Origin of the sequence: Kribbella sp. NPDC051952 (assembly GCF_040680855.1) — a bacterium.
Lineage (GTDB): Bacteria > Actinomycetota > Actinomycetes > Propionibacteriales > Kribbellaceae > Kribbella.
In genome coordinates this window covers 128,522-145,039 of sequence record NZ_JBFAXQ010000011.1, presented here as the reverse complement: position 1 = coordinate 145,039, position 16,518 = coordinate 128,522, and the positions used below count along the sequence as shown (strand labels likewise).

At 69.1% G+C, this 16,518-nt stretch carries 15 protein-coding genes and 1 riboswitch; of the genes, 3 read left to right on the top strand and 12 right to left on the bottom strand.

Annotated elements, in window-relative coordinates; genetic code table 11:
* Window positions 1-5: 5 nt before the first annotated feature.
* Window positions 6-1,031, bottom strand: coding sequence for an ABC transporter substrate-binding protein (locus tag AB0L70_RS21535; protein ID WP_363686694.1), 1,026 nt, complete (start codon window positions 1,029-1,031; stop codon window positions 6-8).
* Between the two features lie 353 nt (window positions 1,032-1,384).
* Between AB0L70_RS21535 and AB0L70_RS21530 the strand changes: the two genes are divergently transcribed.
* A complete protein-coding gene (locus AB0L70_RS21530; protein ID WP_363686692.1) occupies window positions 1,385-2,686 on the top strand; it encodes a histidine kinase in 1,302 nt (433 codons plus the stop codon).
* 1 nt (window position 2,687) lies between these two features.
* The gene (locus AB0L70_RS21525) at window positions 2,688-3,341 is read left to right on the top strand and encodes a response regulator transcription factor (RefSeq protein WP_363686690.1); all 654 of its coding nucleotides are present in this window, start codon (window positions 2,688-2,690) and stop codon (window positions 3,339-3,341) included.
* Between the two features lie 3 nt (window positions 3,342-3,344).
* On the opposite strand, the gene AB0L70_RS21520 is transcribed toward AB0L70_RS21525, so the two are convergent.
* The gene (locus AB0L70_RS21520) at window positions 3,345-3,905 is read right to left on the bottom strand and encodes a MarR family transcriptional regulator (RefSeq protein ID WP_363686688.1); all 561 of its coding nucleotides are present in this window, start codon (window positions 3,903-3,905) and stop codon (window positions 3,345-3,347) included.
* A gap of 110 nt (window positions 3,906-4,015) precedes the next feature.
* Here AB0L70_RS21520 and AB0L70_RS21515 point away from each other — a divergent pair, with 110 nt between their 5' ends.
* Window positions 4,016-4,684 carry an NAD(P)H-dependent oxidoreductase gene (locus AB0L70_RS21515; RefSeq protein WP_363686686.1) on the top strand — a complete coding sequence of 223 codons (669 nt, stop codon included), beginning with the start codon at window positions 4,016-4,018 and terminating at the stop codon, window positions 4,682-4,684.
* 66 nt (window positions 4,685-4,750) lie between these two features.
* Here AB0L70_RS21515 and AB0L70_RS21510 read toward each other — a convergent pair whose 3' ends face one another.
* The 10 genes from AB0L70_RS21510 to AB0L70_RS21465 form a co-directional block, all read right to left on the bottom strand.
* Window positions 4,751-5,611: a putative RNA methyltransferase gene (locus AB0L70_RS21510; protein ID WP_363686684.1), complete on the bottom strand. Its 861-nt coding sequence runs from the start codon at window positions 5,609-5,611 to the stop codon at window positions 4,751-4,753.
* A 19-nt stretch (window positions 5,612-5,630) separates the two neighbouring features.
* Complete coding sequence (locus tag AB0L70_RS21505) at window positions 5,631-6,503, bottom strand: ABC transporter permease subunit (protein ID WP_363686682.1); 873 nt, start codon at window positions 6,501-6,503, stop codon at window positions 5,631-5,633.
* Entirely contained in the window at window positions 6,490-7,368 is an 879-nt protein-coding gene (locus tag AB0L70_RS21500) for an ABC transporter ATP-binding protein (protein WP_363686680.1), read from the bottom strand. Before AB0L70_RS21500 ends, AB0L70_RS21505 begins: the two co-directional genes overlap by 14 nt.
* A 437-nt stretch (window positions 7,369-7,805) precedes the next feature.
* Window positions 7,806-8,915: a hypothetical protein gene (locus AB0L70_RS21495; RefSeq protein WP_363686678.1), complete on the bottom strand. Its 1,110-nt coding sequence runs from the start codon at window positions 8,913-8,915 to the stop codon at window positions 7,806-7,808.
* Between the two features lie 115 nt (window positions 8,916-9,030).
* Window positions 9,031-9,633, bottom strand: coding sequence for a hypothetical protein (locus AB0L70_RS21490; RefSeq protein ID WP_363686676.1), 603 nt, complete (start codon window positions 9,631-9,633; stop codon window positions 9,031-9,033).
* The gene (gene bluB / locus AB0L70_RS21485; protein WP_363686674.1) at window positions 9,630-10,994 is read right to left on the bottom strand and encodes a 5,6-dimethylbenzimidazole synthase; all 1,365 of its coding nucleotides are present in this window, start codon (window positions 10,992-10,994) and stop codon (window positions 9,630-9,632) included. The genes AB0L70_RS21490 and bluB overlap by 4 nt, the downstream gene beginning before the upstream one ends.
* Window positions 10,991-12,343 (bottom strand): cobyrinate a,c-diamide synthase, encoded by a 1,353-nt coding sequence (locus AB0L70_RS21480; RefSeq protein WP_363686672.1) that lies wholly within the window; start codon window positions 12,341-12,343, stop codon window positions 10,991-10,993. Before AB0L70_RS21480 ends, bluB begins: the two co-directional genes overlap by 4 nt.
* Before the next feature lie 25 nt (window positions 12,344-12,368).
* Window positions 12,369-12,983, bottom strand: coding sequence for a cob(I)yrinic acid a,c-diamide adenosyltransferase (gene cobO, locus AB0L70_RS21475; RefSeq protein ID WP_363686671.1), 615 nt, complete (start codon window positions 12,981-12,983; stop codon window positions 12,369-12,371).
* Between the two features lies 1 nt (window position 12,984).
* A complete protein-coding gene (locus tag AB0L70_RS21470; RefSeq protein WP_363686669.1) occupies window positions 12,985-14,985 on the bottom strand; it encodes a putative cobaltochelatase in 2,001 nt (666 codons plus the stop codon).
* Between the two features lie 93 nt (window positions 14,986-15,078).
* Window positions 15,079-15,158, bottom strand: a riboswitch (cobalamin riboswitch).
* A 57-nt stretch (window positions 15,159-15,215) separates the two neighbouring features.
* Entirely contained in the window at window positions 15,216-16,457 is a 1,242-nt protein-coding gene (locus AB0L70_RS21465; RefSeq protein ID WP_363686667.1) for a hypothetical protein, read from the bottom strand.
* Window positions 16,458-16,518 lie beyond the last annotated feature (61 nt).

Sequence of the window (16,518 nt, the reverse complement as noted above, 5' to 3'; positions counted from 1 at the left end):
CCGGCTCAGCTCTTCGGTGCGAGGCTGAGGTTGACCACGTCCTCGGGCTTGACCGAGCCCTTCGGCTTGATCTGATCCGCGTCCTCCAGGGCCGTGATGACCTTGTTCACCCGGTCCAGGCTGACCGCGCCCAGCGGACCCTGGTAGTCCTTGGGCTTGGTGTAGTCCTTCATGATGGTCAGCTCTTCGGTCGCGACCGCGAGATCCGTGTTCGGCACGTACTTCTTCAGGATCTCGGCCGAGCCGGCCGGGTCGTCGTAGGAGTCCTGCAGACCCTTGAGCAGCGCCCCGGTGAACTTCGTCACCTGGTCCGGGTGGTCCTTGGCCAGGTCGGTCCGGGTGATGATCGCGTTGCCGTACAGGTCCGGCAGTGCCTCGCCGTACGGCAGCACGACGGCCTTGCGGTGCTTCTCCTTGTCGGCCTTCTCGATCAGCGGCTTGCCGACCACGAACTGGCCGATCGCGGGCACCTTGCCGGAGGCAAGCAATGCCGGCAGGCCGGCCGGCGGCGACGGGATGAACTTGACCGACTTGGGGTCGATGCCGACCTTCTTGGCATAGACCGGGAACATCACCGTGTTCGTCGAGCCCGGCTGGTCGCCGACCGACTTGCCGACCAGGTCCTTCGGACCCTTGATGCCGTAGCCCTCGAGCGAGACGATCGCGGCCATCGACCGCTGGTGGATCATCCCGACCGTGGTGACCGGCAGCTTCTGGTTCGCGAGCGTGATCACGGTCGCGGTGAAGTCACCGATGCCGTAGTCGGCCTGACCCCCGGCCACCAGCTTCATCACGTCGACCGTGCCGGATCCCGGCGAGATCTTGACGTCGAAACCGGCGTCCTTGAAGTAGCCCTTCTCCAGGGCGACATAAGCGTAGGCCTCGCGGCCGAAGGTGTTGAACGAAGTCAGGTAGCTGACCTTCGTCAGGCCGGAGTCCGCTTCCTTGCCGTCGTCACCGTTGTTGCAAGCACTGACCAGGGCGAGCCCCAGGACCGTCACCGCAGCGATGACGGAACGCCTCAACCTCATCTCGACCTCTCTCGTCCGATATTTGATCAAACATCAAATATGGAAAGGTGGTCAATCGGCCCACGCGGACTTCACGGTGACTTTACGTCCACCGCTCCGGATCCTCGCAGAGCCCGCTGGCCACCCGTCCTGGAGCCGTTCCCCATACCTGTCCGTTTCCGGACCGGCATCCCGCCCCGACCACAGACCGTACCCGCCTGGACAGCAGATCGCGACGCCCACCGGCGCCGAAACCGTCCCTGCCCTGTCAAATTTACGTAAACCCGCCGCTCCGGGTGACTCAGCGCACGCTCGAGGGACGGTTCCCTCCGGGGAGGGAGGTGGCCGGCGGCCGGGTTTGACACCATGAGGGGGTGACGGACGGACTCGCGCTGCGCAGGATGGCGTCGTACGCCGGATCCGCGCTGGCCAGCCTGGTCCGCCCGTCGACCTACCTGCGCTGGGTGTACCTGCTGCTCGGGGCCGCGCTGGTACTGGCGTTCATCCTGGTCGACAGCGCGCTCGGATCGGTCGCCGACGACCTCCAGCTGCCACAAGTTGCCACCGGCATCATCATCGCGATCCTGGTCGCCACTCCCCCGATCGTGCTCGGCATGCTGCCCGCGGTCCGCGAGGTGGAGGGCATCGCGGTCGAGTCCCTGCTCGGGGTGCGGTTCGAGGAGCGCCCGCTCGGTCCGTCCCGGAGCTGGGCGCAGCGGCGCAGGACCACGCTCTGGTTCTGCCTGCATCTGGTCGCGGGCGGCGCGATCGGCATCCTCAGCACGATCGTGTTCGCCGTCGGTGCGATGTGGGTGGCCGCGCCGTTCCGGTCCGCCGGACCGCGCGACATCGTTCCCGGGATGTCGTACGACATCAGCGGCAGCTGGCACGACCTCTGGTACCCGGCCGCCGCGCTGGGCGGCATCGTCGGACTGTTCTGGCTGTCCGCGGCGGTCGGTGCCCTGCTGGCCTACCTGGCGCCGCGCGTGCTCGGCCCGACGGCGGCGGAGCGGATCGAGCTGCTCGAGCGCCGGACCGCGACGCTTGCCGAGCGCAACCGTCTGGCCCGCGAACTGCACGACAGCGTCGGGCACGCGCTCAGCCTGGTCACCATCCAGGCCGCTGCTGCGCGCCGGGTGCTGGCGACCGATCCGGAGTTCGCCGAGACCGCACTGGCCGCGATGGAGACCTCAGCCCGGGCCGCGTTGGCCGACCTCGACCACGTGCTCGGTCTGCTGCGGGACGACCGCCGGCCGGGTTCGCGGACCACGCCGCAGGCGACCCTCGGCGAGCTGGACCGTTTGGTCGACGCGACTCGGGCCGGCGGGATCACGGTGGAGATCGAGCGATCCGGCCACCTGGAGCAACTGCCGGCAGCCGTGTCCCGGGAGGCCTACCGGATCATCCAGGAGGGCCTGACCAACGCGATCCGGCACGCCGGTCGCCCGGCCGGCGAACTCACCGTGGACCTGTCGATCCGGCTCGATGCCTCCGGCCTACGGCTCGCCGTGACCAACCCGGTCAACGGCGTGGCGGCCCCCTCGGTCGGCGGTGGCCGTGGGCTGGCCGGGATCCGTGAAAGGGTCGCCGTACTGCGAGGGACTGTGGACGCCGGCCGGGCGGACGACAGCTGGCGGCTCGCGGTCACCCTGCCGGTGAGCGTGACGAAGGGATGACATGAACCTGTCCGTGGTCGTGGTCGACGACGAGCCGCTGATCCGCAGCGGGCTGCGCGCCATCATCAACGCCGAGCCCGACCTCGAGGTCGTCGGCGAGGCCGGAGACGGCGCGGAGGTCCTCCCGGTGGTGCGCCGGACCGGGGCGGACGTCGTACTGATGGACGTCCGGATGCCCGCGGTCGACGGCATCCAGGCGACCCGGCTGCTGCTGGAGAACCTCGACCCGGCACCACGCGTCCTGGTCGTCACCACCTTCGAGAACGACGACTACGTGTACGACGCGCTGCGCGCCGGAGCCTCCGGGTTCCTGCTGAAGCGGACGCCGCCGGACGACATCATCGCGGCGATCCGTACGGTCGCCAGCAGCGAGTCACTGTTGTTCCCGGAAGCGATCCGGGCGCTCGCACTCGCGCATGTTGGCGATCACGCCCCGCGGACCGGGCTGGACGAGTACCAGCTGACCGACCGGGAGCAAGAGGTGCTGCGATTGATGGCGCGCGGCCTGTCGAACCTGGAGATCGCGAACGAGCTGATCCTCGGGCTGCAGACGGTCAAGACTCACGTCGCCAATGTGCTGGCGAAGCTCAACGCCCGGGATCGCACCCAGGCCGTGATCCGCGCGTACGAGTCAGGCTTCGTGCCGCTGCACTGACCCTCAGGTGTCGGCGGGGTCGACCGTCTCGTCGGCCAGCATGCAGGCGTTGTGGAGCGGGTCGACCGTGTTCGCGCGCATCGCCACGCGCTGGAGCAGCAAGCGGAAGCTCGAGCGCTCGGACTCCTCCAGGATGCCCAGGACCTCGTCCTCGGCGGTGCGCAGCCGGGCCTCCAGGTTGCACAGGGTTTCGAGCCCCTGCTCGGTCGGCTGGATCAGCCGCGCCCGCCGGTCGGCCGGGTCGGGCTGCCGCTGCACCAGGCCGGCCTTCTCCAGGTCGTCCAGCAGGTAGGTCATCACGGTCCGGTCCACGCCGAGCTGCGCGGCCAGATCGAGCTGCCGCTTCGGGCCTTCGGCGTTCGTGGTAGCCAGCACCTGATAGCCGCGCGGTCCCCCTGGCACGTCCCCCAGCGCCACCGCGGACGCCTTCGCGTACCGGCGGAACACGACGCCCAGCGCCCAGCCGAGATCGGACTCCACCGGCGCACCACTGGCGCTCTGGGGTTCCATCCCACGGGCGGTCCTGGTCGCGACCTCGGGCGAAGAGCTGCTCACGGTCCCCATCGTACGTGGTCTACGCCACTCGGAATACGATCTGACTTGAAGATGTTCTGCTCAACAGACTATCTTCAGTACAGCTCAACACCCTCAGCCCTCAAAGGGAGACCGAAAATATGAGCACCCTGTTACGTGTCGACGCGAGCATCCGTCTGGATGGATCGGTGAGCCGTGCCCTGGCGGACAGCGCGGAGGCCGCCTGGAAGGCGGAGCACCCCGACGGTGTCGTCGTACGGCGCGATCTCGGGCAGCACCCGTTGCCCGCCGGGGCCTGGCCGGCGCTGGCCGCGGCCCAGGTGGGCCAGCAGCCCGTCGCCAACGAGGACCACCTGCCACTGGCGGAGGCCAAGGCACTCGCCGCGGAGCTCGCGAACGAGGTCAAGACCGCGGACGCGATCCTGCTCGCGATCCCGCTGTACAACTACGGCATCTCGCAGCACGTGAAGACCTGGATCGATCTGCTGCTGATCGACAGGGAGCTCGTTCGCGGGCCCAGCCCGACGGCCGGTCGCCCGGCGATCTTCACGCTGGCTCGCGGTGGCGGCTACAGCCCCGGCACCCCGAAGCACGGCTGGGACCACGCCACGCCGTACCTCGAGCGCATCTTCGGCGACGTACTCGGCATGAACATCCGCACCGCCGCCGCCGAACTCACCCTCGCCCCGGTCACGCCCGGCATGGAGGAGCTCATCGACGCCGCCAAGGTCTCGGAGACCGAGGCCCACGTCAGCGCCGAGAACCACGGCTCCGTCGTGGCACGCGAACTCACCGCCAACGCCGCCTGACGGACCTGCCCCACTCACCAACCTCCGCCAACTGCTCGTTCCGGCGGACGCCGGAGCGTGAGCCGCTCAGGACGCGGGAGGTTGGTGAGTGGTGGAAGTCCGCCGCCAGGTCGAGAGCGTCACCGACAACGTGACGATCGACGGTTCCGGGAGGAGGGCGATCTGCCCCAGGAGCTCCCGGTAGTTCACGTGGCGCGCGCTGGGCGTCATCAGGACCAGCTGCTCGACCGCGGCCCGGTCGAGCCGCATCACGTCCTCGATCACCTCGGAGCCGGTCCGGGTGAACACACCCGCGAACGACTCCTGCAGCCGGCGCTCCTTCTCCTCATCCACCGTGACAAGTCCCAGTACGCCGACCAACTCGGCGAGGTGCTGTGGATTCGGCGTGACCACGAGCAGCGTTCCGTCGGGCGCGAGTACGCGGGCCATCTCGGCCGCGTTGCGAGGGGCAAACACATTCAGCATCAGCTGGGCGGTGTGATCCAGCAGCGGGAGTTCTTTCCAGGCGTCGCAGACCACCGAGCCGATCCGTGGGTCCACCTTGGCCGCACGGCGAGCGGCGTACCTCGAGACGTCGAGGGCGAGCGCGCGGCGGCCGGGTGCTTGGCCGAGGACGCCGGCCAGGTAGTAGGCGGTGCCGGCGCCGACTTCGACGACCACGTCGTCGGGCTGCAGGTCGACGGCGGCGAGGATCAGCGCGTCCCGGATCGGCGCGTAGTGGCGGCCGCCGAGGAACACCGTCCGGGCGCCGACCATCGCGGCCGAGTCACCCTCGATCCCAGTGGATGCCGAGGGCAACAGATTGAGGTAGCCCTGTTTCGCCAGGTCGTACGCGTGACCGCGCGGGCAGCGCGCCGTGCGGTCTGTCAGCGCGAGTGCATCGCTACAGACCGGACAGCGCAGTAGGGCGACCAGGTCGGGATCCATCGACCTAGTCTCTCAGGCATCAGGTGATGTCGCGGCTGGTGATGCGTGCCCAGGCGGCGGTGTAGAAGACGGCGAGGTAGGCGGCCTGGAGCAACAGGTTCCGGGCGATGTCATGCCAGTACGGCGGATCTCGGAGCAGGTCGGCGAACGACTGCCAGCGGTACATCAGCAGCCACGGGTGAATCGCGTGCAGCTGTGGGATCGCGGTCAGGATGCCCAGCACGATGAACGTGCCGAACGTGGCGGCCATCGCCGCGAGCGGGGTCGAGGTCAGCGATGACACGAACAGGCCGATCCCGGCCAGGCCGAGCAGCGACCCCGAGATCACCACGGCGATGCCGAGCGCACGCAGCAGTCCTTCACCGAGGGACACTGTCGTCCCGGACAGCAGGAGCACGTCGCCGACCGGGAACAGGATGAAGCCGACGATCAGCCCGCTGATCCAGATCGTCATCGTCGCGGCCAGGCAGAACACGGCGAGCGCGACCATCTTTGCCGCGAGCAACCGGGATCGACCGGCCGGCGCGGTCAGCATGTTCCGCAGGGTGCCGAGGCTCGACTCACCCGCCAACGACTCCCCCGAGATCACCGTCACGGCGGTCGGCAGGAAGAAGGGCAGCGACAATCCGAGACTGGCGACGATCAGGAACAGGCCGTTGCCGCCGATCTGACTGAGGAATCCGTTCCCGCCGTTGTCGTCGCCGGAGATCTTGATCGCGATCCCGATCAGCAGCGGGACGGCTGCGAGGACGCCCAGGCCGACCAGTGTGCGAGCCCGGCCGAAGACCAGGCGCAGCTCCGACAGGAACAGGCCGACCGTGTGCCGGCCGGCGCTGGGCCGGCTGACGGTTGCTTCGGCTGCCGTCTGGGCGACCGCGCTACTCGGCGACATCGAAACCCTCCCCGGTGAGTGCGACGAAGGCGTCTTCGAGGCTCGGTCGTTCCAGGCCGAAGCCATGGATGCGTACGTCGGCGGCGACCAGTGCGGCGGCGAATTTCTCGATCGGGAGTTCGCCGGGGTCGCCCTCGACGGTCTCGGGCGTGGTCTTGAGGTCGGTGACGCCCATGCCCTGGAGGGTCTCGGCGGCCGGGCCGAGGTCCGGCGTACGCACGCTCAGGCGCGGCCGGAGCTCGGAGCGGAGGTCGGCGACCGTGGACTGGCGGAGCAGGCGGCCGCGGCTCATCACGGCAGCGTGGGTGCAGACCTGCTCGACCTCAGCCAGGAGGTGGGTCGAGGTGAAGACGGTGGTGCCGTCGTTCGCTAGTTCGCGGATCAGGTTGCGGACCTCGCGGGTGCCTTGGGGGTCGAGGCCATTGGTCGGCTCGTCGAGGACGAGGAGCTCGCGGCGCTGCATCAGTCCTACTGCGATAGCTAGGCGTTGGCGCATGCCGAGTGAGTAGGCGCGGACCTTCTTGCCGGCTGCGTTCGAGAGGCCTACGCGCTCGAGGGCCTCTCCTGCGCGGGCTTTGCGGGTCCTGGGGTCGGCGGTGCGGTCGGCGGCGTCGAAGCGGAGCAGGTTGGCCTGGCCGGTCCAGAACGGGTAGAACGCCGGGCCTTCCACCAGCGCACCGACCCGCGGGAGGACCTTCAGGTGAGCCTTGGGCATCGGTTCGCCGAGCAGTTCCACGGACCCGGACGTCGGCGCAATCAGCCCCAGCAACATCCGAATCGTCGTCGTCTTCCCGGAACCGTTGGGCCCGAGAAACCCGAACACACTTCCGGCAGGCACCTCGAGATCAACCGAATCCACCGCCACCTGCCCACCCCGAAACCGCTTGGTAAGCCCCCGCGTAACAATCGGCGACTGGACCCCAACCCCAGCAGCGGGCAGCATCCCGCCCTCCGACAAAGGAGAAGAAGGAGGAACCGGCACTTCAGAGTCCGACGAGGTAGGTGGGTTCTCGGCCTCTACCCGACCGACGGGGAGCGTCTCGCCCTCCGGCGAGGTGGGTGGGTTCTTGGCCTCCACCCGACCGACGGGGAGCGTCTCGTCCTCCGATGGAGGAGAGGTCGGGGGGACCGGCGCTCCAGCCTCCGGCGAGGTGGGTGGGGGCTGAGTCCCCGCGTCCGACGCGGCGCTGGGGAGCGTCTCGTCCCCCGGCACCTGGGAGGTGGCGGGGGACGATCCCTTGGCTGGGGATGGGGGTGCCCCCTCCGCGGAGGGGGGCGGAGGGGGTGGGGTGGTGGTCACGGTTAGCGGGGGGCCTTTGCTGCGGCGGACTGGAGGGTGGCGGGGGTGACCAGGCCGACGAAGACCCGGCCGTCGTCGGTGATCAGGGCGCTCACCATCTTGCTGGTGAGGATCTTGCCCTTGCCCCACGAGCCCTGGACGGACGGAGCGTTCGCCAGCAGCTGGTCGAGCGGCCCGTTCCCCGCGGGCTTCGCGCCGCGCAGCATCGCCACGGTCTCCCAGCCCTGACCGATCGTCGTCGGCCCGTCGCCCTTCGTCGTACCAGGCTTCGCCGGCGGCAACTTCGGCGTGATCCCCTTCGGCGGGGTGACGTTCTTCGGGATCTCCCGACCCTTCGGCGCCTTCTCCTCCTTCACCGTCACACCCTTCGGCGGGGTGAACGTGAAGGTGCTGGCCGCCGGTACGTCGAACGACACCGCGGAGAACCCGACCTGAATGGCCGGATCGTTCCCGGTCCGCGGCATCACGGTCACCTGCAGCGGGACCCAGGTCTTGGCGTCGACCGCCAGCGTCACCGAGCCGACCGTCGTCTTGTCAGTCTTCGGCACCAAACGCAGCTTGTAGGCGTCGCGTCCGGCGACCTCGACCGTGCCGCTCACCTCGACCTTGGTGGTCGGGTCGATCGCGGCCAGGACCTGCTTGGCGACCGCCTGCGGGTCGTAGCCCTGCGGACGAGCCTTCTCAGGCTGCGCCGAGTGCGCGGGCACGGTCAGCTTCACGGCCTGATGGTTGGACGAGTCATAGGCCCAGGCCGACTTCCCGTCCGTCGTCCACACCCGCTCGTTCATGTTGTCCAGCACCGAGATCCGCGCCTTGTCCGGCGTAGCGAACGCGACCCGCGCGGTGTGGTCGCCGGTGATCAGCTCGAGCGCCTGGTTGCCGCCCTCCACACCGGGCAGTGCGGGCAGGCCGAGGTCGGTCTTCGAGCTCACCGTGCCGCTCAGACCGTCCACCTTCGCGGTCTGCACCTTCGTGAGCAGGTCCTGCGCGGTGATCCCGGGCAGATTCGGTGACGCGTCAGCGACCACTGGCCCGAGTGCCCCCACACCTGCCACTACCGCGACTGCCGTGACCGGAACCAACCACCGTCGACTGCGCTGCGCTACGCCCATGTGAACAAGACTCGCACCGGTGAGTGGCGGAACCAAGGTTCTCAGGGTGGGTTCACCCAAAAGAGTGAGTCCGGCCTACGACCACGGTCGTACGCCGGACCCGGGCTGTGACTGCTCAGCGGCTCTGGAGCGCGTCCAGGGCCACCGTCATCGCGGCGGCGACCCGGAAATCCAGCCGCTCGTCCTGGACCGTGATCCGGTACCGGTCGCGGATCGAGACCTTCCGCTCGACCGACAGCACCGGCTGTCCGTTGGTGGCCTCGGTGAAGTCGAAGTGGAAGATGAACGGCAGCGGGATCTCGCCGACGAACGGGACGAACTCCCAGACCCGGCGAAGGATCGCGATCGTCGGGTTCCGCTCGGTGCCGTTCGCGTGCACGTGCCCGCTGGACAGCTGCCAGCTGGACCGGAGCAGGCTCTTGCCGAACTCCTTCTTGAACCACCCGATCGGCTGCCCGTTCGCGTCCATCACGTCGTACCCGGAGCCGAGGTCGATCGCCTTGCGCGCCTTGAACGAGAACACCGGCTGGGTCTTGGTGTCGTCGGTGTAGAAGGTGACCTGCTCCTTGAACGCCATCCGCTTCTGCTGCGCGAACGCCAGCAGCGGACCGTCACTCCCGTCCGGGTTGGTGACGATCAGCTCGTACTTGTTCGCCATCAGCGTGACCCGCTGCTTCATCGAGAACGCGGGCACGTACATGGTGGACTCGGATGTCATGCGGAGGAGTGTGTCACCCCACAGGCTCGCGCGCCCACCCGTAAGCCCCGCGCCAGCCCATCTGCCTGCTCTGACTCTTCGACAACGCGTACGACGAGCTCCCCGACCCCCTGCAGCGCGAGGTCTCGCGCGATCTCCACGCCGAGCTCCACTGCCTCCACCGCCGTCCTGGCCGGCCGCCAAAGCACACCGAAGTCAGCGGGCGGCTTCTCACCATCTATTACGACGACCAGCGCGTCAGACTGCTCCAGATACGTCGCCGGGTCGCCGCCCACGACCACTCGGACCGTCTGCCGACCAGTCGCTCGTACGGCGTTCTCTCCGGCCTGCAGGGCGTCATCGGTAATGGACGCGTCCCGTTGACCCCACTGCTCATGGTGGACTGCCCACGCGAGCGGCCGCCGTGCGGCCCAGCCGGTACGCACGAGCTCCGGTGCGGCAGCGAACTCCTCCACATGCCCCACGCACAGGTAGCCGACGAGCTCGATGTGCGCCGGGAGGCCGAGAACTGCAGCCACTTCGGCCGGTTCGAAGAAGGAGACCCAGCCGACCCCGAGTCCTTCGGCCCGCGCAGCCAGCCACAGGTTCTGTACGGCGATCGCGGCGGAGAACCAGGTGGTCCGCGGATCCGCATGCCGGCCCAGCACATGCCGCCCGCCACGACCCGGATCGCAGGTGACCGCGATGTTGAGCGGAGTGTCGAGGATCGCCTCGATCTTCAGTCCGTCGAACGCCTGCCGTCGGTCGGGCGGCAGCGAGGCCGCGAACGCGTCCCGCTGCGCAGTCGCCAGATCATGCACCTTCCGCCGCGTCGCCTCGTCCCGGATCAGCAGGAAGTCCCACGGCTGACTCAGTCCCACGCTCGGCGCCCGATGCGCGGACTCGAGCACCCGCATCAGCACCTCGTCGTCGATCGGCAGGTCGACAAACCCCCGCCGTACGTCCCGCCGCTCCGCGATCACCCGATGTACGACGTCACGCTCGTCAGCCGAGTAGCCGGGTGCTGCCAGGAAGCGGCCGATCGCCGTGGTCGCATTGGCCGAACTCTGTTTGAGGACCACGAGCTCGGCTCCGATCGCGAGGACAGCGGCCTCCGCGACACTCGGCGTACCTGCAAGGCGTTCGACCTGGTCGCTCGGGGTCGGCACGGACTGGCGGGCCAGCTCATCGGCCGGCACGGTCTGGAGCTGGGCGCCGAGGGATGCTGCCAAGCGTTGCAGTCCCGGCTCGGACTCTCGGCCGGCGACTGTTACTACCGTGCGCACCTCGCCCGGGACCGATGTGAGCGCTTCGGCGACGAGATCGCGGAGTTCGCGGTAAGGCGTGCCGGCGCGGAGGCCTATTCCGACGACGAGGTTCACTTGTCCAGACCTGCGTGGACTCGGGCCGCCGCGACAAGGCGGGCGGGGACGTCTGGAGTCGCCGTCCAGTGCAGGTGCAGGTACGACGCGTGCAGTCGGGGCAGCGTGATCCCCTCGACGCCGCTGGGCAGGTGCCAGGCCGCAGCCACGTCGACGTCGAACTCGACCGCCGTACGGTGAAACTCGTGACCGCGGACGCGGCGCCCCTCGTCGAAGAAGGCGGTCGTTGTCGCGGCGATCGCCGTACGGTAGCCGAGGGTCAGGCGGCTCGTCATCCGGCCGGTCGCGGGCAGGACTCCGGTCATCGGGTGACCGTCGAGCTCGCGGCACAGATAGAGCAGGCCGGCGCATTCGGCGATCACTGGTAGGCCGGCCGCGATCTCGGTGCCGACCTGTCGACGTAGCACGGTGTTCGCGGACAGCGCCTCGGCGTGGAGCTCGGGGAACCCACCGCCCAGGTAGAGCGCCGCGGTTGCCTCGGGCAATGGATCGGTGAGCGGGTCGAAGGCAACGACTTCGGCGCCGGCGGCAACGAGAAGCTCGGTCGTCTCCGTGTAGTGGAAGGAGAAGACCGGGCCGCCGGCAACGGCCACCACCGGTCGGCCTTCCTCGGCCGCTGTCACGTCAGCCGCCGGATCCCAAGCATCGGCGTCGAACGGGGACGCGGCGCGGGCTGCGGCAACGAAAGCGTCCAGCTCGACGCCTCGCCGGACGAGCTCCGCGGCGGCGTCAACCGCGCCGACCGCTTGCTCCCGCTGCTCGTTGGCCGGCACCAAGCCGAGGTGCCGACTCGGGACGGTCAGGCGAGTGTCGCGGCGGAGTACGCCGAGCACCGGTACGCCGGTCGGCGCGACGCCGGCGCGAACCTCGGCCTCGTGCCGATCGGAACCGACCTTGTTCAGGATCACGCCGACGATCCGCACCTCGGTGTCGAAGGCAACGAACCCCTGCACGACAGCACCGACACTCCGCCCTGCTGCCGATGCATCGACGACCAGGACGACGGGCGCCTTGAGCAACTTCGCGACGTGCGCGGTGGACGCATACCCCTCGGTGCCGAGGGCACCGTCGTACAGGCCCATCACGCCCTCGACGACGGCGAGGTCCGCACCTGCGGCACCATGGGCGAAGAGTGGTGCGACCCGCTCTTCGCCGGACAGCATCGGGTCGAGATTCCGGCCGGGGCGGCCGGTGGCGATCGCGTGAAAGCCGGGATCGATGTAGTCCGGCCCAACTTTGAAGCCGGCCACACTGTGACCGGACCGCCGCAGCGCGGCCATCAACCCGACGGCGACCGTGGTCTTACCCGCACCGGACGAGGGTGCCGCGATGACCACTCTGGGGATCACGCGTACTCCCCCACGCGTTCTGCCCTCACCACTCGATGCCCTTCTGGCCCTTCTGGCCCGCATCCATCGGGTGCTTGATCTTGGTCATCTCGGTGACGAGGTCGGCGGCCTCCAGCAGCCGCGGATCCGCGCTGCGTCCGGTGATGACGACGTACTGATGGCCGGGGCGGTTCACGAGCGTGTCGACCACCTCGTCGACGTCGACCCAGCCCCATTTCATCGGGTAGGTGAACTCGTCCAGCACGTAGAGGTCGTGGGTCTCCGCGGCGATCCGGCGCTGGATCTCCCGCCAGCCCTCGAGTGCGTCGGCGGCGTGGTCCGCCTCGGTGCCGGCCTTGCGCGACCAGCTCCAGCCCTCGCCCATCTTGTGCCACTCGACCGGTCCGCCCTGACCAGTTGCCTCATGCAACTGACCGAGCGCCTTGAACGCGCCCTCCTCGCCGACCTTCCACTTCGCACTCTTCACGAACTGGAACACGCCGATGTTCCAGCCCTGGTTCCAGCCGCGCAACGCCATCCCGAAGGCAGCGGTCGACTTCCCCTTCATCTCGCCGGTGTGCACCATCAGCAGCGGCCGGTTGCGGCGTTGCCGGGTGGTCAGGCCGTCCTCCGGCACGACGGCCGGTTGTCCCTTCGGCATCTCAGGCCGCCCGCTCGGTCACGGTGCGAATGAGGTTGCCTGCGGCAACTTCACCGAGATCGAGGTACTCGGCATGCAGGGCCGCGGCGATCTCGCCGGCCAGACCGAGCCGTACGCCGCGACGCGGTTCGCAGTCGACGACGACGGCAGCAATCCCTTGCTGGGCAAGCCATCCGGCTGCTTGCCTGGCCCGGGCGAACGCCATGTCGCCGTGGGTCGCGCGGCCGTCGGTGACGAGCACGAGCAGCGGGCGGCGCCTTGGATCGCGGATCGCGGCGATCCGCAGTACTTCGGCTGCTTGCAGGAGTCCTTCGGCGAGCGGTGTACGTCCGCCGGTGGGTAGGGATTCAAGTCGTCGTACGGCGGTCTCCACGCTGCCCGTCGGCGGGAGCGCAACCGTGGCGGCGGCGCCGGCGAACGTGACCAGTCCGACGGTGTCGCGGCGTTGGTACGCGTCGAGCAGCAGCGAGACGATCGCGGTCTTCACCTCACCCATCCGCTTCTTCGTCCCCATCGAGCCGGACGCGTCGACGCAGAACAGGACGAGGTTGCCCTCACGACCCTCGCGTACGGCGAGACGCACATCGGACGCTCGTACGGCGAGACCCGGGCCGGTGCGACCGCGCGCGTGCTGGTGTGGCGCTGCGGATCGGATGGTCGCGAGGAGGTGCGGCCGACCGGCCTCACGGCCGACGCGCGAACGGTCGCCAACTACGCGGCCGACTTCGGTGATCGCCCGGGATCGTCGACCGGCGACGCCCATGCCGGCGGCCTGGACGCTGAGCAGCCGAGCCTTGTACGGCTCCGAACTGCCGGCAACGTCACCCACCGGCGCGGGTCCGGGCTGGCTGTTGCTGTCCCCGTCCTTGGCATCCGCGTCAGCGCTGGCCGGTTCAGAAGGGCCGCCGTCGTTCGTCGGGTCCGCTCCCCCGCCCGGACCGTCCGGACCGTCCGGATCGTCGTCCGGGTCCTCCGGGGGTGGCGTGCTGTTGTTGATCGCTTCTTCCAGTTGCTCATCGTCAAGACCAGGCGCATCGAACGGATTGCGCCGACGCCGATGCGGCAACGCGAGCTTGGCCGCCGCGCGCACGTCGTCGACCTCAACGACCGTCCGACCCGACCAGGCCGCGTGCGCAACCGCCGTACGCGCGGTAACCAGGTCGGCCCGCATCCCATCGACGTCGAACGACGCACAAATCTCCGCGATCTGACGCAAAGCGGAGTCGGTGAGAATTACCTCGGTGAGCAGAGCACGGGCCTTCACGATGCGCTCAGCGAGCTCCCGCTGCGGCCCGTCGTACCGAGCAATGAAGGCATCCGGGTCAGCTTCGTATCCCAGCCGCGCCCGCATCACCTCGACCCGAACCGCAGGATCCCGGCTCGCGACAACATCAACAGTCAGCCCGAACCGGTCGAGCAGCTGCGGCCGGAGCTCGCCCTCCTCCGGGTTCATCGTCCCGACCAGGACGAACCGCGCCGGGTGCGTGACGGAGACCCCATCACGCTCGACCGTCGCCCGCCCCATAGCCGCCGCGTCGAGCAGTACGTCGACCAGATGGTCGTGCAGGAGGTTGACCTCATCGACGTACAGGATCCCGCGGTGCGCCGCAGCCAGCAGTCCTGGCTCGTACGCCGTGATGCCCTCGGCCAGCGCCTTCTCGAGATGCAACGACCCGAGAACCCGGTCCTCAGTCGCACCAACCGGCAGCTCGACCAGCCGGGCCGGCCGGGATTCGCCTGCCGACGAGTGCGGGCCGTCGGGACAGGCAGCATCCGGGTGATCCGGGTCGCAGGAGAAGCGGCAACCGGGTACGACGTCCACCGGCGGGAGGATCTCCGTCAACGCGCGGACCGCGGTCGACTTCGCCGTACCCTTCTCGCCTCGGATCAGCACTCCGCCGATCGCCGGCGAGATGGCTGCCAGGATCAGGGCGAGCTGAAGGTCGTCCATCCCGACCACGGCGGTGAACGGGAAACCAGTGGACGGTGAGGCAGGCCGCATGTGCGGTGGATCCCTTCGTCGAGCGGGTATCCACGCCCGCCGGCAGCTGGTACGCCGCACCACGGAGACCGCGGCCCGACGGACGGATGTGGATGTCCTGGCTTCCGGGATTCCTCCCGGTCACAGTGGCGGGACCGCCCCGGACTCCCGGCCGAAGCCGGTCACCGGTGTTCCTCCACAACCGTCCGCCCGATCATGACACACTCCCCTTCGTCGCTCAGCGACGAGGATCACCTGGGGCGGACCGCGTTCCAGCTGTAGGTGTCGTAGCCGAAGTTGCCGCCGCCGGGGGCCAGTTGCTTGTCGTCGGACTCGAAGGCCACGTGCTGGCCGTCCGATGAGATCGCCGGGCCGTAGCTGCCGATCCGGCCGCCGAAGGGATCGGTCTGGTCCTGGGCCTGGGTGATCCAGACCAGTGCGCCGGTCCTGCGGTCGAGCCGGAACACATCCGCGAGGATGCCTTGATCCGCGCTGGTCAGGACGCCTGGCGTGGAGAAGGTCACGTACCTCCCGTCGGCGGACACGCCACTGCGGAACACCGGTCCGACGGCTGTCGAAGGCCTGCCCTGGGAGTCGGCCGAGATCAGCTGCAGGCGATTGGTCCGCAGGTCGCGCAACCAGACGTTCGGGATCGCGTCGACGCCGATCCCGAGCCAGGAGATCTGGGTGAAGACGAGGTACCGGCCGTCGTCCGAGAAGGATGGGTAGGCGGCCTCGGTGATGAAGGCACGCGGGTCAGACGTCGTACCCAGCGACACCGCTCTGGTGGTGGCGGCCTTGCGATCGCGGACGTACAGCAGCGTGTCGGTGATGGGTGGCGCGGGCGGGACGGGCACCAATTGGGCCGGCGTTCCGAAAGCCACCAGGCGCCCATCGCCCGAGATCGCGGACACGTTGGAGAAGACGTCGAGCTGACTGCCGTCCGAGGCCACCGAGACCCGTTCGGTCCGCCGGGTGCGGAGGTCGCGGACGAACACGTCCTGTGTGTCGTTGGTGTCGCCGGCCACCAGGTTGGTCGCGGCGGACGTGAACGCCACGTGGCTGCCGTCGGCCGAGATCTCCGGCCCGATCGAACTCAGGTCCGCCTGGCCGCTGCGGCCCACCGAGACCCGCGTCGTACGCCCGGCCTTCAGATCGCGGACGAAGACATCCCATTCACCATTCGTGTCGCCGGGGACCAGGGTCGAGGCGACCGAGTTGAACGCGACGTACCGGCCGTCGGCCGAGATCGACCCCTGCCGGCTCTCGCCGTCCCCCTGCACCCCACCATCGCCGACCGAGACGCGCGTCGTCTGCCCGCGGACCAGGTCCCGGACGAAGACATCCCGCTGCCCGTTGGTGTCGCCCGGCACGAGATTGCTCGCGTACGACGAGAACACGACATACCGCCCGTGCCCCGACACCCCCAGCCCCTTCTCCGTCCCCGAGAACGACGCCTCGTTGCCACCGACCCCGTTCGGCCCAACGGACACGAGCGCAGTCCCCCCACTCCCCCCATCAGCCACCGCCGGCCCCCCAACCGCTCCCCCCACA

Bases quoted from the DNA above. Each gene is read 5' to 3' on its own strand.
- AB0L70_RS21535 (WP_363686694.1), bottom strand. From the start codon at position 1,031: ATGAGGTTGAGGCGTTCCGTCATCGCTGCGGTGACGGTCCTGGGGCTC.
- AB0L70_RS21525 (WP_363686690.1), top strand. From the start codon at position 2,688: ATGAACCTGTCCGTGGTCGTGGTCGACGACGAGCCGCTGATCCGCAGC.
- AB0L70_RS21520 (WP_363686688.1), bottom strand. From the start codon at position 3,905: ATGGGGACCGTGAGCAGCTCTTCGCCCGAGGTCGCGACCAGGACCGCC.
- AB0L70_RS21515 (WP_363686686.1), top strand. From the start codon at position 4,016: ATGAGCACCCTGTTACGTGTCGACGCGAGCATCCGTCTGGATGGATCG.
- AB0L70_RS21510 (WP_363686684.1), bottom strand. From the start codon at position 5,611: ATGGATCCCGACCTGGTCGCCCTACTGCGCTGTCCGGTCTGTAGCGAT.
- AB0L70_RS21505 (WP_363686682.1), bottom strand. From the start codon at position 6,503: ATGTCGCCGAGTAGCGCGGTCGCCCAGACGGCAGCCGAAGCAACCGTC.
- AB0L70_RS21495 (WP_363686678.1), bottom strand. From the start codon at position 8,915: ATGGGCGTAGCGCAGCGCAGTCGACGGTGGTTGGTTCCGGTCACGGCA.
- AB0L70_RS21490 (WP_363686676.1), bottom strand. From the start codon at position 9,633: ATGACATCCGAGTCCACCATGTACGTGCCCGCGTTCTCGATGAAGCAG.
- cobO (WP_363686671.1), bottom strand. From the start codon at position 12,983: ATGCCGAAGGGACAACCGGCCGTCGTGCCGGAGGACGGCCTGACCACC.
- AB0L70_RS21470 (WP_363686669.1), bottom strand. From the start codon at position 14,985: ATGCGGCCTGCCTCACCGTCCACTGGTTTCCCGTTCACCGCCGTGGTC.